This window comes from Halogranum rubrum (genome assembly GCF_900114455.1).
GTDB lineage: Archaea > Halobacteriota > Halobacteria > Halobacteriales > Haloferacaceae > Halogranum > Halogranum rubrum.
In genome coordinates this window covers 870,315-890,860 of sequence record NZ_FOTC01000001.1, presented here as the reverse complement: position 1 = coordinate 890,860, position 20,546 = coordinate 870,315, and the positions used below count along the sequence as shown (strand labels likewise).

The 20,546-nt window shown below is 63.8% G+C and carries 26 protein-coding genes and 1 tRNA gene; 14 read left to right on the top strand and 13 right to left on the bottom strand.

The genetic code is table 11. From position 1 onward, the window contains the following. Positions 1–4: 4 nt before the first annotated feature. Positions 5–613, bottom strand: coding sequence for an alpha/beta hydrolase (locus tag BM083_RS04290; RefSeq protein ID WP_049894051.1), 609 nt, complete (start codon positions 611–613; stop codon positions 5–7). A gap of 53 nt (positions 614–666) precedes the next feature. Between BM083_RS04290 and BM083_RS04285 the strand changes: the two genes are divergently transcribed. Further along, complete coding sequence (locus tag BM083_RS04285; RefSeq protein ID WP_089866154.1) at positions 667–1,521, top strand: PspA/IM30 family protein; 855 nt, start codon at positions 667–669, stop codon at positions 1,519–1,521. Between the two features lie 43 nt (positions 1,522–1,564). Here the strand turns inward: BM083_RS04285 and BM083_RS04280 are convergent, their stop codons facing one another. Beyond that, a complete protein-coding gene (locus BM083_RS04280) occupies positions 1,565–2,605 on the bottom strand; it encodes a dipeptide epimerase (RefSeq protein ID WP_089866150.1) in 1,041 nt (346 codons plus the stop codon). After that, entirely contained in the window at positions 2,605–3,639 is a 1,035-nt protein-coding gene (locus BM083_RS04275; RefSeq protein WP_089866144.1) for an N-acetyltransferase DgcN family protein, read from the bottom strand. Before BM083_RS04275 ends, BM083_RS04280 begins: the two co-directional genes overlap by 1 nt. Before the next feature lie 128 nt (positions 3,640–3,767). Here BM083_RS04275 and BM083_RS04270 point away from each other — a divergent pair, with 128 nt between their 5' ends. Then, positions 3,768–4,295 carry a GNAT family N-acetyltransferase gene (locus BM083_RS04270; RefSeq protein ID WP_089866140.1) on the top strand — a complete coding sequence of 176 codons (528 nt, stop codon included), beginning with the start codon at positions 3,768–3,770 and terminating at the stop codon, positions 4,293–4,295. Between the two features lie 4 nt (positions 4,296–4,299). On the opposite strand, the gene BM083_RS04265 is transcribed toward BM083_RS04270, so the two are convergent. From BM083_RS04265 to BM083_RS04255, 3 genes are all read right to left on the bottom strand, one after another. Beyond that, a complete protein-coding gene (locus tag BM083_RS04265) occupies positions 4,300–5,196 on the bottom strand; it encodes a Vms1/Ankzf1 family peptidyl-tRNA hydrolase (RefSeq protein WP_089866138.1) in 897 nt (298 codons plus the stop codon). Between the two features lie 38 nt (positions 5,197–5,234). Further along, entirely contained in the window at positions 5,235–5,582 is a 348-nt protein-coding gene (locus BM083_RS04260) for a DUF5802 family protein (RefSeq protein ID WP_089866133.1), read from the bottom strand. A gap of 147 nt (positions 5,583–5,729) precedes the next feature. After that, the gene (locus tag BM083_RS04255; protein ID WP_009375963.1) at positions 5,730–6,263 is read right to left on the bottom strand and encodes a peptidylprolyl isomerase; all 534 of its coding nucleotides are present in this window, start codon (positions 6,261–6,263) and stop codon (positions 5,730–5,732) included. A 193-nt stretch (positions 6,264–6,456) separates the two neighbouring features. Here BM083_RS04255 and BM083_RS04250 point away from each other — a divergent pair, with 193 nt between their 5' ends. Both BM083_RS04250 and BM083_RS04245 read left to right on the top strand, forming a co-directional pair. Then, positions 6,457–7,443 (top strand): bile acid:sodium symporter family protein, encoded by a 987-nt coding sequence (locus tag BM083_RS04250; protein ID WP_089866128.1) that lies wholly within the window; start codon positions 6,457–6,459, stop codon positions 7,441–7,443. 61 nt (positions 7,444–7,504) lie between these two features. After that, the gene (locus BM083_RS04245) at positions 7,505–8,470 is read left to right on the top strand and encodes a succinylglutamate desuccinylase/aspartoacylase family protein (RefSeq protein WP_089866125.1); all 966 of its coding nucleotides are present in this window, start codon (positions 7,505–7,507) and stop codon (positions 8,468–8,470) included. Positions 8,471–8,484: 14 nt separating this feature from the next. Here the strand turns inward: BM083_RS04245 and BM083_RS04240 are convergent, their stop codons facing one another. Continuing rightward, positions 8,485–9,246 (bottom strand): nucleoside phosphorylase, encoded by a 762-nt coding sequence (locus BM083_RS04240; RefSeq protein WP_089866121.1) that lies wholly within the window; start codon positions 9,244–9,246, stop codon positions 8,485–8,487. A 130-nt stretch (positions 9,247–9,376) separates the two neighbouring features. On the opposite strand from BM083_RS04240, the gene BM083_RS04235 reads away from it, so the two are divergent. Continuing rightward, positions 9,377–10,381, top strand: a complete 1,005-nt coding sequence (locus tag BM083_RS04235) for an alcohol dehydrogenase (RefSeq protein WP_089866118.1) — start codon at positions 9,377–9,379, stop codon at positions 10,379–10,381. Between the two features lie 42 nt (positions 10,382–10,423). On the opposite strand, the gene BM083_RS04230 is transcribed toward BM083_RS04235, so the two are convergent. Next, positions 10,424–11,491 (bottom strand): anthranilate phosphoribosyltransferase, encoded by a 1,068-nt coding sequence (locus tag BM083_RS04230; protein WP_089866114.1) that lies wholly within the window; start codon positions 11,489–11,491, stop codon positions 10,424–10,426. A gap of 176 nt (positions 11,492–11,667) precedes the next feature. Between BM083_RS04230 and ahbB the strand changes: the two genes are divergently transcribed. The 5 genes from ahbB (at position 11,668) to BM083_RS04210 (ending at position 14,151) form a co-directional block, all read left to right on the top strand. After that, positions 11,668–12,711, top strand: coding sequence for a siroheme decarboxylase subunit beta (gene ahbB / locus BM083_RS04225; RefSeq protein WP_089866111.1), 1,044 nt, complete (start codon positions 11,668–11,670; stop codon positions 12,709–12,711). Positions 12,712–12,756: 45 nt separating this feature from the next. Further along, a complete protein-coding gene (locus BM083_RS04220) occupies positions 12,757–13,095 on the top strand; it encodes a ferredoxin (RefSeq protein WP_089866108.1) in 339 nt (112 codons plus the stop codon). A gap of 60 nt (positions 13,096–13,155) precedes the next feature. After that, positions 13,156–13,240, top strand: a tRNA-Leu gene (locus tag BM083_RS04215). Positions 13,241–13,641: 401 nt separating this feature from the next. Beyond that, the gene (locus tag BM083_RS23925; RefSeq protein ID WP_281244159.1) at positions 13,642–13,764 is read left to right on the top strand and encodes a hypothetical protein; all 123 of its coding nucleotides are present in this window, start codon (positions 13,642–13,644) and stop codon (positions 13,762–13,764) included. 195 nt (positions 13,765–13,959) lie between these two features. Beyond that, positions 13,960–14,151: a DUF8015 family protein gene (locus BM083_RS04210; RefSeq protein ID WP_245756846.1), complete on the top strand. Its 192-nt coding sequence runs from the start codon at positions 13,960–13,962 to the stop codon at positions 14,149–14,151. A 363-nt stretch (positions 14,152–14,514) separates the two neighbouring features. Here BM083_RS04210 and BM083_RS04205 read toward each other — a convergent pair whose 3' ends face one another. Beyond that, positions 14,515–14,799 (bottom strand): winged helix-turn-helix transcriptional regulator, encoded by a 285-nt coding sequence (locus tag BM083_RS04205; RefSeq protein ID WP_089866104.1) that lies wholly within the window; start codon positions 14,797–14,799, stop codon positions 14,515–14,517. 131 nt (positions 14,800–14,930) lie between these two features. Between BM083_RS04205 and BM083_RS04200 the strand changes: the two genes are divergently transcribed. Then, positions 14,931–15,434, top strand: a complete 504-nt coding sequence (locus BM083_RS04200; protein ID WP_089866100.1) for a DUF5813 family protein — start codon at positions 14,931–14,933, stop codon at positions 15,432–15,434. 113 nt (positions 15,435–15,547) lie between these two features. Here the strand turns inward: BM083_RS04200 and BM083_RS04195 are convergent, their stop codons facing one another. Continuing rightward, positions 15,548–15,778: an Lrp/AsnC family transcriptional regulator gene (locus tag BM083_RS04195; protein WP_009375978.1), complete on the bottom strand. Its 231-nt coding sequence runs from the start codon at positions 15,776–15,778 to the stop codon at positions 15,548–15,550. A 2-nt stretch (positions 15,779–15,780) separates the two neighbouring features. Further along, the gene (locus tag BM083_RS04190; protein ID WP_089866097.1) at positions 15,781–16,467 is read right to left on the bottom strand and encodes a potassium channel family protein; all 687 of its coding nucleotides are present in this window, start codon (positions 16,465–16,467) and stop codon (positions 15,781–15,783) included. A gap of 106 nt (positions 16,468–16,573) precedes the next feature. On the opposite strand from BM083_RS04190, the gene BM083_RS04185 reads away from it, so the two are divergent. Continuing rightward, a complete protein-coding gene (locus BM083_RS04185; RefSeq protein ID WP_089866094.1) occupies positions 16,574–16,807 on the top strand; it encodes an Lrp/AsnC ligand binding domain-containing protein in 234 nt (77 codons plus the stop codon). 74 nt (positions 16,808–16,881) lie between these two features. After that, a complete protein-coding gene (locus BM083_RS04180; RefSeq protein WP_089866090.1) occupies positions 16,882–17,259 on the top strand; it encodes a hypothetical protein in 378 nt (125 codons plus the stop codon). Between the two features lie 9 nt (positions 17,260–17,268). Here the strand turns inward: BM083_RS04180 and pdhA are convergent, their stop codons facing one another. Next, positions 17,269–18,318: a pyruvate dehydrogenase (acetyl-transferring) E1 component subunit alpha gene (gene pdhA, locus BM083_RS04175; RefSeq protein WP_089866086.1), complete on the bottom strand. Its 1,050-nt coding sequence runs from the start codon at positions 18,316–18,318 to the stop codon at positions 17,269–17,271. 127 nt (positions 18,319–18,445) lie between these two features. On the opposite strand from pdhA, the gene BM083_RS04170 reads away from it, so the two are divergent. Then, positions 18,446–18,766 carry a DUF7991 family protein gene (locus BM083_RS04170; protein ID WP_089866082.1) on the top strand — a complete coding sequence of 107 codons (321 nt, stop codon included), beginning with the start codon at positions 18,446–18,448 and terminating at the stop codon, positions 18,764–18,766. Positions 18,767–18,854: 88 nt separating this feature from the next. Here BM083_RS04170 and BM083_RS04165 read toward each other — a convergent pair whose 3' ends face one another. Then, positions 18,855–20,537 (bottom strand): AMP-binding protein, encoded by a 1,683-nt coding sequence (locus BM083_RS04165; protein WP_089866077.1) that lies wholly within the window; start codon positions 20,535–20,537, stop codon positions 18,855–18,857. Positions 20,538–20,546 lie beyond the last annotated feature (9 nt).

Here is a 20,546-nt window from a genome sequence, read left to right as displayed (position 1 = left end):
CCGGTCAGTCGAGGTGGTGCGACAGAAACTCTGTGACGTGAGTGGCGACTTTCGGCGCTTGGCCGACGAAGAAGTGGTCGGCGCTCAGTTCGACCGTCTCGTAGCCGTGGCTCCGCGCGCGCTCGACGAGTGCTTCCCACTCGGCCGTGTCGTCGCGGGTCGCGTAGACGATTTGGACTGGCACGTCGAGATGGTCTAACGCCCAGAGCGCGTCGTCGCCGTCGACGACGAGTTGTCCGGCGGGAGCGAGCGCACTGACCGCCGCCACGTCGTCACCCACGTCGGCGGCCGTGAGCAGCGCGATGGCTCCGCCGAAACTGAACCCGAACAGTGCGACGTGTTCGTACCGTTCGTGTGCCCACTCGACGGCGTGTCTCGCGTCGGTTCGTTCGCCTCGACCTTCGTCCCACGCCCCGTAGTCGAAGCGCAGACAGTCGATACCGTGCTCGCCGAGGGCGTCGCTGACGGCGACGAGTCGTTCGTCGCCGCGGTGGCCGCGATGTTGGGGGTGCGGTGGACACGCGACGACGACGGCGTCGGGGCCGTCGCTCTCGGCGACGTCGAGGGTCGCTTTGGTCTCGCGCGTGCCGGGGAGGAGGATGGTTTCACTCACATCGACAGCTTCCTCGCGTGAGGTTTTAAGGTCGGCGTGCACAAGTACGGGGTATGGGAATCCTCTCGCGTACGTCCTACGTCATCCGCTCCAAAATCAACGCCATCCTCAACCGAGCGGAGGACCCGACAGAGACGTTGGACTACTCCTACGAGAAGATGCGCGACGAACTCCAGCAGGTCAAACAGGGTATCGCAGACCTCACGACCCAGAAGAAGCGCCTCGAGATTCAGAAGCGCCGACTGGAGGAGAACGTCGAAAAACACAACGAACAGGCACGTGAGGCTGTCCGGCAAGATAGAGAAGACCTCGCCCGACAGGCCTTAGAGAAGAAGAACTCGAAGATGAACCAAATCGAGGAGTTGGACTCACAGATAGCGCAACTCCAGTCCACGCAGGACGATTTGGTCGACAAGAAGAACCAACTACAGGGCCGTATCGAGGAGTTCCGCACGAAGAAAGAGACGATGAAGGCCCGCTACGAGGCCGCCGAAGCCTCTTCACGTGTCTCCGAAGCCATGTCCGGCGTCGGCGACGAGATGGCCGACGTCGGCAGTGCAATCGAGCGTGCCGAAGAACGCACCGACGAGATGGAGGCCCGTTCGGCCGCGATGGACGAACTCCAAGACACCGGGGCGTTCGACGACGCACTCTCCGACAAGGACTCCATCGACCGCGAACTCGATGCGGGCCGGAGTGCCAGCGAAGTCGACTCCGAACTGGAGACGTTGAAAGCCGAGATGGGGAAAGGTACCGCTCCCGAGGAGACGGCAGACGCCGACACAGAGAGTGCCGACGCAAGCGCCGACGCCGACCTCGAAGACATCGAAGCCGACGTCGACGACGAGGAGGTAGAGGCCGAACTCGAAGAACTCCGCGAGGCCGAAGAAGAGAAGAGCGCCGAGTAACGGCGGTTACAGTCCGTCTTCTCGGTCTCGGTCCGTCTCGTCGCTACCGTTTCTGCGCACCCGTTCCGCTTCGACCGAGCGCGTCCAGTCGAATCTCACCGCCCGTGAGGTCGATACCGTCGTACTCGTCGTCGTCGAGCAAGAGCGCGCCGTCGAGGTCGGCGTAGTCGAGCAGCGGTGCGAGGTGACACGCACCGGCGATGGCGGCGTTCGTCTCGACCATACAGCCGAGCATCACTTCGAGCCCGTGAGCTTTCGCGGTGTGCGCCATCCGAGTCGCTTCGCGGAGACCACCGCACTTCATCAGTTTCAGGTTCGCGATGTCGACGCGGTCGGCGATGGCCGGGACGTCTTCGAGCGTCACACAGGACTCGTCGGCCGCGATGGGGAGTGGAGAACGCTCGTAGACGAACTTCAGCCCCTCCGGGTCTTCGGCGGGGACGGGTTGTTCGACGAACTCGACGTCGTAGTCGGTGAGCATCTCGCACTTCCGGACCGCCTCACGCGGCGTCCACGCCTCGTTGGCGTCGACGCGGAGCGTCGCGTCGGGAGCGGCGTCGCGGACGGCCTCCAACAACTCCTCGTCGCGGTCGGTTCCGAGTTTGATCTTCAAGATCGGATAGCCCGCTTCGACGGCTTCGGCCGTCTTCTCGTGGACGCGTTCGACGGTGTCCAGACCGATGGTGAAAGAGGTCTTCGGCGACTGCTCGGCGTCGAGACCCCACATCCGATAGAGAGGGACACCGAGTCGTTTCGCGGCGAGGTCGTGCAGTGCGATACTGACGGCGGCGCGGGCGGCCGGGTTGTCGTTGACCGTCTCGCGCAGGCGACGCTCGACGTGCGCCAGTGCGTGTGGGTCGTCGACGGCTTCGACGACGGCGAGCAGTCGGGGGAGCACCGCCTCGACGGTGTCTGCCGTCTCACCGTAGTGGACGGAGGGTGCGGCCGCACCGACGCCGGTCATTCCGGCCTCGTCGGAGATTCGGACGACGACGTTCTCGGCCGTCTCTTGGGTCCCGCGGGAGATGGTGAACGCGTCCGCTAAGGGCAGTTCGACGCACTCGAACTCGGTCGTCAGCGTCATCAGTAGCCCAACCCGTCGAGGATTTCCTCGGCCCCGAACCGGATGGGGTCGGTCGCCGGCACGCCGATGGCGTCGCTGTAGTCGTCGACAGCGGCGGCCGCCTCCACGTCGTCGTCCACGCTGGACGTGTTGATGGCACCCGCGAAGATGCCCGTCTCGTGGACCGGCGCGGCCAGTCGCTCGTAGAGGTCGATGTAGTCCGACAGCGGCGGGATGGCGGTGTCCTCGTAGCCGTGGATGGCCTCGCGGCCGGCGACGTGACAGAGGACGAGTTTGTCAGGCATCGCGCCGTGGAGGATACCGCAGGTGACGGCGGAGTACGCCGGGTGGACGATACTGCCCTGTCCCTCGACGAACAGCACGTCGTGGTCGTCACCCTTCTCCAGAATCATCTCTTCGACGGCACCGGCCGTGAAGTCCGAGACGACCCGGTCGATGGGGTTGCCCCACCCGGCAATCATGATGCCCGTCTGGCCGGTCGGGATGAACTCCGCGTCGATGCCGCGGTCCCTCGCGGCCTGCATCAGTTCGAGTGAGACGGTCATCTTGCCGACCGAGCAGTCGGTGCCGACCGTGAGAACCACGTCAGCGTCGACTTCGTCGGCGATACCTTGACTCACCGTGAGGTCGTCGCTCGGCTTGCGGACGTCGACGAGTTCCGCGCCGTTCTCGTTCGCTAGCTCGACGAACTCCTCGTCGTCGTTCAGGAAGTAGTGGAGGCCCGCGACGACGTCGACGCCGCGTTCGAGCGCCGCGCGGACGTCGGCGCGCCACGAGTCCTCGAAGCCGCCACCGATGGGCGCGATGCCGATGACGAGTGCGTCGACCTCCTCGTCGACGTCCTCGAAGGAGTCGACGATGGGCGCGTCCTGCACGCCCGAGAGATGGTCCGAGACGTGGTCTCCTGCGCTTTCGCGGTCGAGGACGGCGACGACATCGTCGTCGCTGTAGCGGATGATGCCCGTCGCAGTCTTCGCGCGCTCGGGGAACTTCTCGTGGGCGAGAATCGCGATTCGTCGGCTGGATTCGCTCATACTCGGGGCAACGCAAAGCGGGGATAAAAAACCGAACCGATGCGGCCGGGTGTCGTGCTTTCGTATCGTGATAACCGACTGAAGAGAGCCGCATTTAACGTGGTCGTTCTCCAACAGATACGTGACGTATGGACCTACATCCGCTCCCCGCCGACGAGGCTGCCGTTCGTCGCTTTTCCGAAGAACTGTGGCTCCCGTTCCACCGTGCTCTCGAAGCGGTCGTCGAGAGCCACGCGCTCGTCGACGCCCCCGACGAGGAGATCGTCGACGCGGAGGTCGAGTTCCGCCTCGGCCGACTCGCAGACGACCACTATCGGCTGTGGGTCGCCGTCGACGGCGCGTCGGAGAGTTCCGACCTCGCTGCCGGTAACGGCGAACTCGCCGGATTCGTCGCGACCGGCGTCGACGAGACACCGTCGGTCTTCGACCGACCGACACGGCTCGTCGTCGGCGACATCTACGTCCGAGAAGCGTATCGCGGCACGGGACTCGCCCGCGAGTTGATGGCCCGCGCCGCCGAGCGAGCGCGCGACGTCGGCTGTGCGGAGATGACGCTCGACGTCGACGTCGACAACGAGCGCGCACTCGCCTTCTACGAGAAGTTCGGCTTCGAGCCACTCCGTCACCAACTAGTGGTCGACACAGACCGGCTCTGACGTCTCAGAGCTTGTACAGCCGAGTCGTCCAGAACTCGTGAAACGCTTGTGCCAACGCCTCGTCGGGGTCGCCGCTGGCGTCGACGGTGGCGAGGTGGTCGGCCGTCTCGCGGAACCGAGAGAGGACGGTGCGCTCACCGACGACGATGAGCGTGTCCACGTCGTGTTCGGCGATGCGCTCTTCGGCCTCGTCGAGGTGGTCGTCGACCTGCTGGTCGCGGCGGCGCTCGAAGCGTGCCTGCGAGAACCCGCCTTTGGAGTGTTTGTTCATCACGTCCGTCTCGAACGTCTCGGAACTCTGCAGGTCGCTCCCGTCGTAGACGCCGAGTGCGAACAGGTCCGAGCGAACGAGTGCGAAGCCGAAGGTCCCGGTGGGGCGGAACCACGACTCCTCGATACTGAACCCTTGGTCCCACTCGACGAACGGGTCGGGTGCCAGCGGGGGGGCGAGTGCGGCGCTCACGAGGCCAGCGTCGTCCGTGTAGACGAGACACGGGGCCGCCCGCCCGACGAGTGGCGCGTGGTCGCCGAGAGCGGCACGGACGGCGTCGGGGACGTCGTTAGCGTCGTCGTCGACCATCGCGGTCAGTGCGCCTTCGGGACCGGTCTCGACGCTATCGAGACGAGCGAGCACGTCGTCGAGGCGTTCTCCACGAACCGTCTCGACGCCGCGAAAGTCGACTGCTTCCTCTTCAGTTCCGAGACGGTCGACTCGGTCCTGTAGCTCCTCGATGCGGTCTTCGAGTCGGTTGACCCGCTCTTCGGCGTCTTGCCGGGCGCTGACGGCGTCGGCGCGGCGTTCCTCTTCGGCTTCGGCACGGCGTTCGAGGTGGTGTTTCTCCTCCTCTAACTCCTCGATGCGGGCTTTCAACTCCGCACGGCCGAGCAACTCGTCGAGCATGGTCGTACGCTCACCGCCGGGGACCTTTACTCTCCTGTCTAGGCGGCGTCACCGACTTCGTATCCTGCATAGCGCAGGAGTTCGGAGGCGCGTTCGGCTTTCGCGAGGAACACCTCTCGGCGGGTCGGCAGGCTGTCGTCGGAGGCGACGGTGCGCGGGACGACGAGTGTGCCCGCGGGGATACCGTCGTCGCCGAGGACGGGGAAGTGTGTCCCGCCGAGTTTCATGACGAGCGGAGTGTCGAGGCGTTCGACACCCTCGCCGGAGGCGTACAGCTGTTTGTTGACCAACTCGTGGTCCGCGCGGTGCATGAACGCACCCTCGCAGTCGTGCGGTTCGACGAACATCTCGCCGAGATAGTAGCCGCTTGAGAACTGTTCGAACATCTATGCGTGTGACTATCTGACACACACGAGGATAAGCGTTGTCGCGGTCGTTTATATCGAACCGCAACACCACCGAACCGAACGGTCGGTACAGAAAACGTGATTGTGGGAGAGCTATCGAACGGTTGTCGGGCAGTCGTCGAGCGGTTATCGCTCGATGTCGATAGACTCGATGACGATGTCCTTCATCGGCTTGTCGTTACGGTCCGTCGGGACCGAGCCGATCTCTTCGACGACGTCCATCCCGTCGATGACGCGACCGAAGACGGAGTGCTTCCCGTCGAGGTGCGGCGTCGCGCCGAGCGTGATGAAGAACTGCGAGCCGTTTGTGTTCGGGCCGGCGTTCGCCATCGAGAGGGTACCTGCACCCTCGTGGCTGAGGTCCGCGTGGAACTCGTCGTCGAACTCGTAGCCGGGGCCGCCGCGGCCGGTGCCGGTCGGGTCCCCACCCTGAATCATGAAGTCGTCGATGATGCGGTGGAAGATGACGTCCTCGTAGAGCGGTTCGTCCTCTACTTTCTCGTTCGTCTCGGGGTCGGTCCACGACTTCTCGCCCGTCGCGAGGCCGACGAAGTTCTCGACGGTGCGCGGTGCGCGCTCCTCGAACAGTTCGAGCGTGATGTCGCCTTTGTTGGTGTGAACGACCGCCGTCGGGTTGTCGGGGTTCTCTTTGTCTGCCATGTGCGGTCACTGGTGGCCCGGGGTGAAAACCTTGCTGACGTGCGCCGAGTGTCGTCGACTCGCCGCCGGTGAGAAGCGGTTGTGAGAGACGAGAGAGTTGCTGAATCAGCAAGACTCACTAGTTCGTTCGACGAGTGCATTCGACACAGATGATCGGACTCGACACAGTGGAACTCCGCGACGGAGGGACACGATGAGTGGAACCAGCATCGTCAGCAGAGTGAGCCAGTACGCCAGTCGGTACTTCGTCGTCTGGGTGCTACTCTTCGCCGGTTTCGCGCTCGTCCGACCGAGTCTGTTCACGTGGATTGCCGACCGTGGACTCATCTCGCCGGGCCTCGGTCTCATCATGCTCGGTATGGGGCTGACGCTCCAACCGGTCGACTTCCAGCGACTGGCCGCGAACCCGCGTGACGTCGCCATCGGCGCGGTGGCGCAGTGGGTCGTGATGCCGCTCGCGGCCTACGGACTGACCGTCGTGCTCTCGCTCCCGCCGCAACTCGCCATCGGCGTCATCCTCGTCGGTGCCGCACCCGGCGGGACAGCGTCCAACGTGATGGCCTACCTCGGGAAAGGCGACGTCGCGCTCTCCGTTGCAATCACGACGGTGACGACGCTCGCCGCACCGCTCGTCATGCCCGCGTGGGTCGTCCTCCTCGCCGGCGAGACGCTCGAAGTGACGTTTCTGAGTCTGTTCACCAGTATCGTCCAAATCGTCTTCATCCCGGTCGTCCTCGGGTTCGTGCTCCGATATATCCTCGACCAGTACGCCCCGACCCTCGCGGAAGTCGGTCTCGACCTGTTTCCCGTCATCAGCGTCGCCACCATCGTCGCCATCGTCGCCGCCGTCGTCGGCCTCAACGTCGACAACATCCTGAGCGCCGCCGCGGCCGTCCTCGTGGCCGTCGTCGCGCACAACGCCATCGGCCTCGGTGCGGGCTACGGCGTCGGGAGACTCGCCGGGATGCCCGAGGACCGCGTCCGAACCTGCACGTTCGAAGTCGGCCTCCAGAACAGCGGTCTGGCCGTCGCGCTCGCGACAGCCTTCTTCAGTCCGACGGCGGCGCTCGCACCGGCACTCTTCAGCGTCTGGCACAACGTCACCGGCCCGGCACTGGCGAGTTACTTCTCTCGGTCGGATTCGGCGTCGAAGGCGACGGAGGCGCCTGCAGACGACTGATTCCGTTCGCTTCGTCTCCTCGGTGAACACGTACAAGACAGGCGCGCACAACGAGTGCACTATGCACACTGCCGAACGAATCGCACTCGCTGGTCTCCCGTCTGGCGTCTCCATCGAGACGACGATTCACACCTACGAGGGGGACGACCCCGGACCGACGCTCTACGTGCAGGCCGCACAGCACGGCCGAGAGGTGAACGGAACCGAGACGCTTCGGCGGTTTCACGACCGACTCGACCACGACGAACTCGCTGGGCGCGTCGTCGCCGTCCCCGTCGCCGACCCGCTGACGTTCGACCGCGTCTCCTACACGACTCCGGAGTCGCTCGACTCGGCCAACTCGAACATGAACCGCGTCTGGCCGGGCGATGCAGACGGGACCCTCCACGAGCGAATGGCTGCCAAACTCTGGGAGTTCGCCAGCGACGCTGACGCAATCGTCGACCTCCACACGGGCAGTCCGGAGATGCTCACCCACACCGTCTATCTCGCGGGCGACGAGGACTCTCGACGGTTGGCGCAGGCGTTCGGGACGGACCTGCTCTTGGCCGAACGCGCCGGCGACGACGCCGACGTGGAGTGGGAGGAGCGCAACTTCGGCGGGAAGTTCCGCGTCGCCGCGACGCGTGCGGGGATTCCGTCGATAACGCCGGAACTCGCCCACAACAAGCAACTCGTCGAACCGGCCATCGAAACCGGCGTCCGCGGACTGCTCGACGTGCTCCGCGAACTCGATATGCTCCCCGGCGACCCCGACGTACCCGCCGAGCAGACGACTGCGCGGAACCATCTCGGTCGAGTGAAAGCGGAGCGTTCGGGGCTGTTTCACTCCTCCTCGGACGCGAAACTCGGTCGAACTGTCGAACCGGGTGACCACCTCGGGCGTGTCTACGACCCGACGACGTACGAAGTGCTGCAGGAGGTCGAAGCCGACGACGACGGGATTCTCTACTCGGTGGCGCGCGAGGCGACGGTGACGGCAGGGCAGTCGCTCGTCGGCGTGGCGATGCCGACAGACGAGTATTGACCACCGACGACTGACTAACTGACCGTCTCGCTGACGACGTCGAGCAGTCGAACGAGATGTTCGGCAGTGTCGTCGAAGTGTGCCTCCCAGCCGTCGGTCGTCAGGTGGTCGCTGACGGTGAACAACGCACCGGCCTCGACGCCGTGGAACTGTGCGATGGCGAAGACGGCCGCCGCCTCCATGTCGACGGCGAGCACCCCCTCGTCGCGGTAGTGTTCGATTTCGACCGCTGTCTCTCGATAGAGCGCGTCGGTCGTCCACGTCGGGCCGACGCGTGTCTCTTCTCCCGCTCGCTCGGCCGCGTCGACCAACTGGTCTCGGACGGCGGGCGTCGCACGCGCTGGTTCGTCGTCGGGGAGGTAGTGATACGAGGTCCCCTCGTCGCGAATCGCGCCGTCGGCGACGATGGCACTGCCGAGACGGACGTCGGGTTGGAGGCTGCCGACGTGGCCGACGACGACGAACCGCTCTGTCCCGTGGGCGAGGAGTCGCTCCATCACGATTGCTGTCATCGGCGCGCCGATACCGAACCCCTCGGCGACGGCGACTCGGCCGTCGGTGTCGTCGAGTGCGTGGAGGTCCCACGACGAACCAGCGTGTGGTTGTGTCGTCGTATCGGTACTCACTCGGACGTGTTCGGCGACTGCGCGCTGATACGAGAGGACGACCGTCTCGGGTGCGGGGTCGAGGTCGGTCTGGTCTCTGTAGTCGAGGACTGTCGCAGGTGACGTGACCGACTGATGGTCGACCTTCTCCCGGAGGTTCGGAACGGGCATCAGCCGAGATTCCGCTGGACCGCACAAGTACGTTCTGACGGTGTGGGTGTCACTCACACGGCTGTCGGGTGAGAACAGATGACCGCCACACCAACGCTGATTGTGCCGGCGACCGTCTCTCTGACGAGTCATGAAAGCAGCACGCATCACCGAATCAGGTGGCGAGTTCGAAGTCGTCGACGTCGACGTCCCGGAACCAGCGGCCGACGAGGTTCGCGTGGAAGTCGACGCCTGCGGCATCTGTCACAGCGACGCCTTCGTCGTACAGGGCCAGTGGCCGGGACTGGAGTTTCCGCGGATTCCGGGCCACGAAATCGCCGGACACGTCGACGCCGTCGGCGAGGACGTCGAAGCGTGGTCGGAAGGCGACCGCGTCGGTGTCGGCTGGCACGGCGGTCACTGCTTCACCTGCGAACCGTGTCGCCGCGGCGACTTCATCAGCTGTGAGAACGCCAAAGTAACGGGCATCTCCTACGACGGCGGCTACGCCGAGTACATGACCGCCCCGCAGGAGGCGCTGGCGGCGATTCCCGACGACCTCGACGCCGTCGACGCCGCACCACTGCTCTGTGCGGGTATCACGACGTTCAACGCACTCCGGAACAGCGACGCTCGACCGGGCGACCTCGTCGCCGTGCTGGGTGTCGGCGGGTTGGGGCACCTCGGTCTCCAGTACGCCCACGCCGCCGGGTTCGAGACGGTCGCCGTCTCTCGCGGAACCGAGAAGAAGGACCTCGCGCTCGAACTCGGTGCGGACCACTACGTCGACTCGGAGGCGACGGACCCCGCCGAGGAGTTACAGGAACTCGGCGGCGCCAAAGTCATCCTCGGTACCGCACCGAACGCCGACGCCGTCGAGTCGGTGCTCGACGGTCTCGGTATCGACGGCGAGTTCGTCGCCGTCGGCATCCCCGGCGAGCCAATCGACGTCTCGCTGCAGAGTCTCGTGATGGGCCGAAACGGCGTGAGTGGATGGCCCTCGGGTCACGCCCGTGACTCGCAGGACACACTGGAGTTCAGCGCGCTTCGAGACATCGCTCCCGAAATCGAGACCTACTCGCTGGACGATACCCAAGAAGCGTACGACAGAATGATAGAGGGTGACGCGCGGTTCCGCGTCGTGTTGGAACCGTAGTCGCGTAGTCGGAGTTCGGGAAATCCGAACTCAACAGTCGAGTTAGAACGACTGGAGGTCTTCGAGGACGGCTTCGGCGCTGCCGTCGGCGATGACTTCTCTGGCTTTTTCGAGACCGGTTTCGAGGTCGTCGACGTCTTCGCGGGCGTAGATACGGAACGCCGCGTTCAGTGCGACGGCGTCGGCGAAGTGGTCCTCACGGTCGCCCGCGAGCACCTCTCTCGTAATCTTCGCCGAGTCGCCGGCGACGTCGTCGGGGTTCACTTCGAGGTCTTCGGTCTCGAAGTCCATCCCGTAGTTCGGCGTCTCTATCTCGTAGTCGGTGAACTCGCCGTCCGTCCATTCAGCCACTTTGGTGTAGCCGGGGCGGATGTCGTCGTAGCCCTCCATCCCCTGGAACATGATGATGCGGTGTAGGTCGTGGTGTTCGGATTCGGTGAACGTGTCCGTCACCTTCTTCGCGAACGCGAGGTGGTAGAACGACCCGAGGTGGACGTCGGCGTTGGCGGGGTTCGCCAGCGTCTCGATGGTGTTGAGGAAGGTTCGGACGCCCATGTTGTCGCGGCGTTCCCACAGGTCGTCGACGACGGGGTTGAACGCCGGTTGGTAGTAGAAGCCGAACCCGGTCTCGTCGACCATCTCGGCAGAGTCCGAGGGTGTCAGTTCGGTGGCGACGCCGAGTTCGTCGAGGACGTGCTTGTACGAGTCCTGTTTCTGCGTCGGGACGCGGTCACCGGAGTGGACAACGACGGGCGTCCCGGCCGCGGCGGCGACGATGCCCGCGGCGGCACCCAGAATCGCCGTCTCGCCCTTCCCGTCGTAGTTGGCCCCGCAGTCGACGGGGTCGCAGTCGGGTTCGGCGTAGTCGACGTGTTCGCACATCACGTCGGTGTAGGCGGCGAGTTCCTCGGCGTTGTTGTGCTTCCAGCGGTTCGCAAGGAAGAACGCGCCGAGCGTCGTGTGGTCGGGTTCGCCGGCGAAGATGCGACGAATCGCCTCCTGTGCTTGCTCGCGCGTCAGGTCCTCGGCCGACTTCGGTCCCGTCCCACAGACCTCCGTCATCAGGCGCTTCAGCGGCCACTCTCCGAACTCGTCGGTCGTCTTCGACATACCTGCGCGTTGGAGAGGACGACGCAAAAGCGTCCCGTTTGCGAGACCACCGCGCGCACGAACCGAGTTCGCGGGAGCGTCGATTTCGAGGGAGTACCGATTTGTACGGCGGCGAATCGTCAACTCGGCCGTGTCGACCCGAAAAGGGTACCTTCGGCCGTTCCTTAGGACAGACAATGAGTGCGCTGGACGACGACTGGCGAGCGGGGCTGGACGACGTGGACGCCACACTCATCGACGAGTACCAGAGCGGGTTTCCGGTCGTCGAGCGACCGTTTCGGGTCGTCGCAGAGGGGTTAGGGGTCGACGAATCGGAGGCGCTCGAACGCGTCCGTCGACTGCGAGAGTACGGCGTGTTTCGCCGATTCGGCGCGGTGTTGAACCCACCGGTCATCGGCAGTTCGACACTCGCGGCCGTGAGAGCGCCCGAAGACCGCTTCGAGGAGGTTGCCGCGGTAATCAACGACTACCGACAGGTCAACCACAACTACCGCCGCGACCACGAGTGGAACATGTGGTTCGTCGTCACCGCCGGGTCGCGAGAGACGCGCGACCGAATCCTCGACGAGATCGAAGAGCGAACCGGGTGTGCGGTGCTCAACCTTCCGATGCTGACGGACTACTACATCGACTTGGAGTTCCCCGTCGTCAACGCCGACCGATTTGCTCGGGAGAGCCTCGAACACACCGACGTGAGTGCGACGCGTATCAGCGAGGACGCGAAAGGGAGTCTCTCGACGCTGGAAGCCGAATTACTAGTCGAGATTCAAGACGGCTTTCCGCTGTCGCTGACGCCCTATCACGACATCGCCGAGACGCTCGACGCCGACGTCGACGACGTGCTCGTGGCGGTGCGCCGCCTCCTCGACGACGGGAGCATCAAGCGCATCGGCTGTGTCGTCAACCACGTCGTCACCGGCTTCCACAACAACTGCATGGTCGTCTGGAACGTCCCAGACGACGAACTCGACGAACGCGGTGTGTCGGTCGGCGAACTGCCGTACGTGACACTTTGTTACCACCGCCCGCGACGGCCCGAGCAGGACTGGCCGTACAACCTCTTTACGATGATACACGGCCGAGAGGCCGAGGCAGTCGACGAGAAGATAGACGAGTTGGCGAGCGACTATCTTCCCTTCGAACACGAGCGTCTCTACTCGACGGCGACGCTGAAACAGACCGGCGCGCAGTACGAGGAACTCGTCGCGAGCGACGAGTAGCGCAGACCGACAGAGGAAAGTTCGACCACCCCCTTCGCTCGGACAATGAGCGACGACGGCGTCAAGAAACCGAGCGACTTCGGCTCCGCGGACGCCCCACCGGTCGAAGAGAAGCCTTACAAGATCATCTTCGAGGCCAACAAATGCTTCGGCGCGGGCAAGTGCGCCGAGGTGGCCGACAACTGGGAGATGGACCTCGCGAGCGGATTGGCGAAGCCCAAGAGCTACTTCTTCGGTGAGGACGAACTGGAAGAGAACGTTCGAGCGGCCGAAGTCTGCCCGGCGAAGAAAGACAGAGGCGTCATCCACGTCATCGACCGGCGGACCGACGAGGAGATTGCTCCGAACCCCCACGGCGACGGAACACTGAGCGTCGACTGGTAAGTTCCCGGCGAGCTATCGAAAACCACTTGCGTCGGTGTGGAAAACGGACACGTGCGGCTCGCGAGGGTGGCTGAGCTAGGCCAAAAGCGGCGGGCTTAAGACCCGCTTCCGTAGGGATTCGAGGGTTCAAATCCCTTCCCTCGCACTTTCTGACGACGAGCAACGTGAGGAGCCGGAAGTGCAGACAGAGTGAAAGAACGAAACTCCGCCGACACCGCAGAAAACGGGTGACAGCGCCGACCCGACGTCGGAACAAGACGGAAGAGTCGGCTCGTGGACATCGAGATATGCAGAGAAACGCCACGGCGACGCCTCGCCTCTAAGGAGGGTCCGTATAGGAGCTCATCCATCCCTCCTTGGCGCCCACCGGACGGTAGGCAGGTAAAGAAACATTCTGTCGTTGCAAAAACGTTGCGAACCTACGACTGTCCCCGAGAAAGACGAAGGGCAGTGCGTCTGTTATCGAGCCAATAACTTACTGGCCAACCAGCGAAAGAACAGTGTCGTGGTGACCCGCCGATTAGGGTCGTCGACAGAGATTCACCGATGCACCTCACCACCTACGAGTGTACGTCCTGTACCGTGAGCGTCTCCCGAGCGGATGCCTTCGAAGGACCACCGACGTGTCTGCGCTGTCGGGTACAGATGCAACGTGTCGCCGCCGATTAGGCGGATAACTGGTTCGCCGTGGTTCGTATCGACGAACGGGTTAACGAACCGTTTCGGCTGTGACAGTGAGAGATGGCTACGCTTACGTGTCGTTTTCCGATAACGACGGCGACGACTGCTCGTCGTCGACGGCGGCGAACCGTGGCGATGCCACAAGATACACATTCCTGGCGTAATTACATCTCATTAGAAACGATGAGTCTGATTCCGCCGGCAGCACCCACGCGGTTCGACTTGATTTTGTTCGTCGTCGGAGCGACACTGTTGACTGGCGGTGTCGCCGGTGTACTCTCGACGATTCCACTCTATCTCGCGAGTGGCGTCAGTTCGCTCGTCGCGAGCGTCGCGCTGTTCGACGGGATGGTCCGCAACCCACCGACCGAGTAACGCGAGGGTAAACCCACCGAGAGTCGAGGGCCGGGAGAGACACTCTGCAGTGGGAGCGATAGTGAGGGGTGTCGACGAAAACACAGACTCGGGCGTACGAGTCAGTCGAGTTGTAGTGTACGAAAGGGATAGGCAGGCCACGCGGGAAAGAGAATCGCGTAGCCGTTGCCGCCCTGAATTGGTCCCCGCTGACGCTTCGGCCCTCCAAAGCGAAGCGTCACTTACAACCAGTCGCCAAGGATACTTAAGCATGCCGCAAAGTTGGGGCGACAGTCCGTCTTACCTGGGAGTGCGGCCCAATTCGGGGTAGTTTCAGCTGGCAGACGAGTCACGTCTCGAGTTCCTGTGGGTACGACTCGCCGTTCAGGAGGAGTAGCTACGAACCGCGCGAGCGAACTGCGGATGCAGCACGGGGTTGTCGTCGTCGTCGCGACGAAGGAGCGTTCCGCCGTGGAGTTGGTCTTCGAGCGTACCGACACGCTTCTTGACTGTTCGTTCGGTGTATCCGGTTTCTTCGGCCAGTTCGTCGATGGTGAGCGGTCCGTCCGCAGCGGCCAGCGTCGTCAGAATTTCCCACTCAGACTGCTTCAGGCGGCCATCGAGGAGTTCGACGAGACGGCTAACACTGCTTTGTTCGGTCTGTACCATACTCCCGAGAAGTGCAGAGGGCGGTAAATGCGTTCCGTGTCGGAACTCTCACGCGACCACGGGAGCGAGTGCTGGCTACCCACCGACTCGAACACAGCGCGCTTTTGGTCGGCGAACACCTGCATCGAGGTATGTCCGAACTGCCCGACCGGGTGGGTCGCGCCTTCCGCGACCACAACGCGTTCGAAGAAGTCGAAAAAGGTCGCTACGAGTCAATCGCGACGCCGTTCGAGGGCGTCGTCGACGTCGACGCAGTCGACGACGGGCGAGTCCAGTTTCACGTCACCGTCCGTGTCCCACTACTCGACGAAGTGACCGAGGACCACGTCGCCGACGTCGTCGAAGACGGCTGGTACGAGACGTTCGCTCTCCGAATCGAAGATATCGGTGACGTCACCGCCGCCGGTCACGATCTCGACCCGACCGTCGAACGAACTGGCCGACACGCCGTCGTCACCGTCTCCTTTGCCGACATCAACGAACGCCGCGGTGCCGACGATGCCGGTGCCGTCATCGACTACGTCGAAGGGACGTTCGTCCAAGGAATCATCCCTGGCTACGAGTACACCGACCCCGTGACGTCCATCATCGACACTGCTCGGCAGTCAGGCGGCAGCGGCACGAGTCGACCGTAGCGACTTAGGGTGATCTGAGTTACCGGTGTCAATCGAGTTACCGGCGTCGACTGAGTTGCTGGATTCGAACGATAATACGACAGAGACGAAGAGCGGTGACGCGGGCGACCGACTCAGTCCATCGAGATGTACGTCTGGGTGTCTTCGACGCCGCTGATCGCTTGGATGTGGTCCGCGACGATGTTCTTCACCTCTGCGGGCGTCTCGACGGAGACTTTCACGATGAAGTCGACGTCGCCGGCGACGATGTGTGCAGAGGTGACGCCGTCGAGCGCCTCTATCTCGCCTTTCAGACGGTCTGCTTCGCCGGTGTTCGCCTTGACCATGATGTACGCTGTGACCATGTTCACTCACCTCCCATCGCCACTGCTGCACTCTCTTGGCCGACCAGGAGTTGACGGACCTCGTCGAGGACCGAGAAGTCCGCGAGGACGGCGAGTCTGTCGCCCGTTTCGAGCGAGTCGTCGGGGAGCGGAATCCCCATGGGAACGTCCTCCTTACCGAACGCGAGGATGCGGGCCTGTGCCGGCAGTGCGACTTCACTGATGGTGTAGCCGTTCATCGGCGACTCCTCGGTGACGGTGAAGAGGATGACCTGCAGATGTTGAGCGATGTCGGCGATTGCACGAATCGACCCGCCGAGTAGTGCGTTCTTCGCACCGATGGCACCGAGTCGCTCGGGGTAGACGATTTCGTCGACTTCGTCGGCGTACTTCTGGTAAATCTCCTCGCGGTAGTCTTCGTCGATGCGCATCACGGTCCGACAGCCGTGGTGTTTCGCAATCATGCAGGCTGCGAAGTTGACGTTCAGGTCTGCCGTGAGTGCGCCGACGGCGTCCGCTTCGTCGACACCAGCCTGTTCGAGCGTCGCTTCGTGCGCGCCGTCGCCTTCGATGACCTCGAAACCGGCGGTTCGGGCGCGTTCTGCGATGTCCGTGTTCGATTCGATGAGCGTTACCTCGTGGCCCTCTTCACGCAAGACACGTGCCGTACGAAGACCCACCCGTCCCGCGCCTATGATAACGAACCGCATGGCACACCGTACGACAGGGGAGGTGAATAACTTTACCCCGATAGCTATGGACACCATCTCTACGCTGGAGCAAGGTTTTTGCCATGCTGGAGTGTACCACACTGTCATGGTTCACTCGTTCATCATGGTGAAGACCGCCGCCGGAGAGTCCGAACGACTGGTCGACGCCATCCGTGGCCTCTCACAGATTTCGGAAGCCCACATCGTCGCGGGCGACTGGGACATCATCGCCGAACTCGACACCGACGAGGTGTACGACGTGTTGAAGACGTCTTCGAGCGACGTCCAAGGGCTGAAAGGCGTCGACGACGCCAAGACCTACATCTCGCTCGACGACTGAGTGAGGTGGTGGGAAGTGAAGCCCGTCCGAGCGACCACGTCACTTATCCGACATCCCGCTCTCTCGAACGGTAGATGCCCTCCACACAGTCCAACCGTTCTCACCCACGAGTCAGACGCGAACTTCTGTTCTACGCGGGCAGCGTCGTGCTTATCGGTGTTGTCACTCCCATCGTCACGGCGTGGGATGTGCTACTGAGCGTCGAGGGGGCACTCTTCGGTGCTCTCGGGTCGCTGTTCGGCGTCGTCGGGATGTGGAGCGACGGACTCACGCGTGTCCGTGGTCGGTCGACGCCGTCGAGAGCCCAGTTTGTAGCTATCTTCGTCGCCAGTCTACTCGGTCAAGCGTTGTTCGCTCTCGTCCCGACACCGACGATTGCCGGAATCTTCGGATTTCTCGGCGCGATGGCGACGATTCGGGTCGGACAGGTCGTCACGGGACAGTATCCCTGAACGCCGGCGTTAACTCAAGTCGAGTTCCTGCGGGTCGTGTCGCGTGAGGAAGTCCTGTAGTTCCGCCTCTTGCTTCCGAAGGCTCGGTGGCGCGTCTGCGAAGACGGAGTCGAACAGTTCCGCGGGGTCCGGGTCGTCGACGGACTCCGCTTTCTTCACTGCGGCGGCGAGTTCCTCGTCGGCCTCTTCGTACACGGACTCCACGAACTCGTCGTCGACGACACCCTGCTCGCGGAGGTACTCCTCGTACCGGTCCAGCGGGTCACGCTTGCGCCACTCGGGGACGTCCGGGTCTTCGTCGCGATAGCGACTCGGGTCGTCGGCGGTGGTGTGTGCACCCTGCCGGTAGGTCAGACTCTCGACGAGCACCGGATTTCCTTCGCGAGCACTCCGGAGACAGTCTTCGACCATCTTGTAGACGGCCAGCGGGTCGTTGCCGTCGACTTGGACGCCTTCCATCCCGTAGGCTTCGGCTTTGACCGCGATGGAGTCGCTGGCAGTCTGTCGGTTCTGTGGAAGCGAGATAGCCCACCCGTTGTTCTCACAGAAGAAGACGGCTGGGGCGTCGAAGACGCCCGCGAAGTTCAGCCCTTCGTGGAAGTCGCCCTCGCTCGTCGCGCCGTCGCCGAAGCAGACGAGCATCGCCTCGTCGTTGTCCGTGTAGTTGCGAGCCATCCCCGCGCCGGTGGCGTGCGGAATCTGCGTCGCGATGGGGACGGCCTGCGGGAACACCGGAACGTCGTGCTCGGAGTGATACTCCGCGTGGCCACGTCGGAAGAGGAAGATGTCGGAGGGCGGGACACCGCGCGCCAGTTGGAGCGCGTTCGAACGGTACGTCGGAAAGAGCCAGTCGTCGTCGGCCATCGCGTGGGCGGCACCGACCTGCGAGGCTTCCTGTCCCTTGAACGGGGGATAACCGCTCATCCATCCACGGCGCTGGAGGGCCAACGACCGCTCGTCGAACCGACGGACGCGGACCATATCCCGAAAGAGCGCGCGTGCCTCGTCGACGGAGACGCCCGTCTCGTCGAGAGACCGCTCGCCGATACATCGGTACATGGCCGATGCGTCACGGTCGACAGTGATAAATCAGGCGGGAACGCGACGACGGGAGAGAGGTCACGGACGGACGAGATATCCGTTCGGCTTCCGACAGGGCAAAGTCGACCGGTCGCTTAACACGCCTATGGTCTCGGTCATCAGCCTCGTCCTCCTCGGGGTTGTCCTCGCGATTCACACGCTCATCGCCGCCGTGATGACACGGTTCTTTCGCATCCGCCTGAAGACGCAGTGGGGGTCGGTCATCTACGCGTTGCTCCTCATCCCGCTCGTACTGGGGGTGACGACGCTGGTGTTCTTCGGCGTACTCGGCATCAGCGGCGGACTCACGCTCGGGACACCGTCACTCCTCGGGTTGGCTATCGGGATGCCGCTCGCACTCGGCTTCACCATCGACGTGCTGTACATTCCGTCGCCCGACGAGTACGAGTTGCCGGAGACGCGGTGACAGCAGCGCTCGCTCACCTGCTTGGCTCTCGTCGCTCGCTAACTCGCTCGGTTCTCCAGTGGCCTACTCTCTCTTCTGCATCCGTCTCTCACTCACGTAGCTTCCGACGCTGAATCTTTCCGGTCGTCGTCTGCGGGAGTTCGTCGACGAACTCGATTTCGCGCGGGTACTCGTACTTCGCGAGGCGCGACCGAACGAGGTCACGCAGTTCGTCGCGTATCGCGTCGGCGGCGGTCACACTGCCGGTCGGTCGAACGAGTTGAACGAACGCCTTGACAACCTCTCCGCGCATCTCGTCCGGAACTCCGACGACGCCGACCTGCTCGACTGCCTCGTGTTCGAGCAGTACCTGTTCGACCTCGCCCGGACCGACCCGGTAGCCGCTGGTGATGATGAGGTCGTCGTCTCGGGACTTGAACCAGAGATAGCCGTCGTCGTCTTCGACGCCGAGGTCACCGGTGAGATGCCAGTCGCCGACCGTCGTGGCGGCCGTCTTCTCCGGGTCGTCGAGGTACTCCCGAAACACGACCGGGTCGCCGTCGCGTCGGACCGCAATCTCTCCGACGTCGCTCGTCGGTCGTCGCTCGCCCGTCTCCGGGTCGACGACGGCGACGTCGTGGCCAGGGACGGGCTTTCCCATGCTTCCCGGTTGCGCCTCGAACCACTGTTGGCAGTTGGTCACGAGGAGGTTCGCCTCCGTCTGGCCGTAGAGTTCGTTGACAGCGACGCCGCCGAGTGACTCCGCCGCCCAGTCGAGAATCTCGGGTGTCAGCGGTTCGCCACCGGAGCAGATGGCTCGCAGCGACAGGTCGAACCGGCCGGTCGGGTCGTCGACGCTCATCATCATCCGGATGGCCGTCGGCGGGAGAAACGTGTGGGTCACGTCGAACTCGGCGAGAATCTCGAAGGCGCGCTCGGGGTCGAACTTCCCCATCGGGTGGCCGACGACCGGTTGGCCGTAGTGCCACGCGGGAAAGACGAGATCGCCGAGTGCGCCGATCCACGCCCAATCTGCGGGCGTCCAGAACACCGCGTCGTCGGCGTGGACCTCGTGTTCGAAGTACATCGAGAACGCCGGACAGTGGCCGGCCCAGAGGCCGTGACCGTGGAGGACAGCTTTCGGCGGTCCGGTGCTTCCGCTCGTGTACATCACGATTGCGGGTGTCTCGTGGTCGGTGTCGGCGACGTCGAACGCGGATGGGGCGTCGTCGACGACGGCGGCGAATCGGTCCCACGTCGTCGAGTCGTCGGTGTCGCGGTCGGACGGCGCGGGAGTGCCGTCAGCGTCAGCGTCGACCGTCAGCACGTGCGTCAGGTCGGGACAGTCGGGGGCGGCGGCCACGACGGTGTCGAGGACGCTCTCGTCGGCGACGACGACGGTGGTCTCGCTGTCTCGAAGTCGGTAGCGGAGTGCCTCCTCGCCGAAGAGAATCGAGAGCGGAAGCGAGACGGCACCTAACTTCCAGCAGGCGAGGTGGGTGAGGACGTTCGCGGGTTTCTGCGGGACGAAGACGGCGACCCGGTCGCCGCGGTCGACGCCACGAGCACGGAGTGCGTTGGCGACTCGGTCCGACCGTCGGTCGAGGTCGGCAAACGTGTACGCCTCGCGGGTGCCGTCCGAGGCGAGTTGCGAGAGCGCGGTCCGGTCGTCGGCGTGGTCGTGCTTACGGAGGAAGTCGGTCGCCGCGTTGTAGCCGTCGGGGAACGCCCACGAGAACTCGTCGCGAGCGACCTCGTAGGACTCGGTCGGAACGGAGACGTACCACGTCATGTGTCCTCG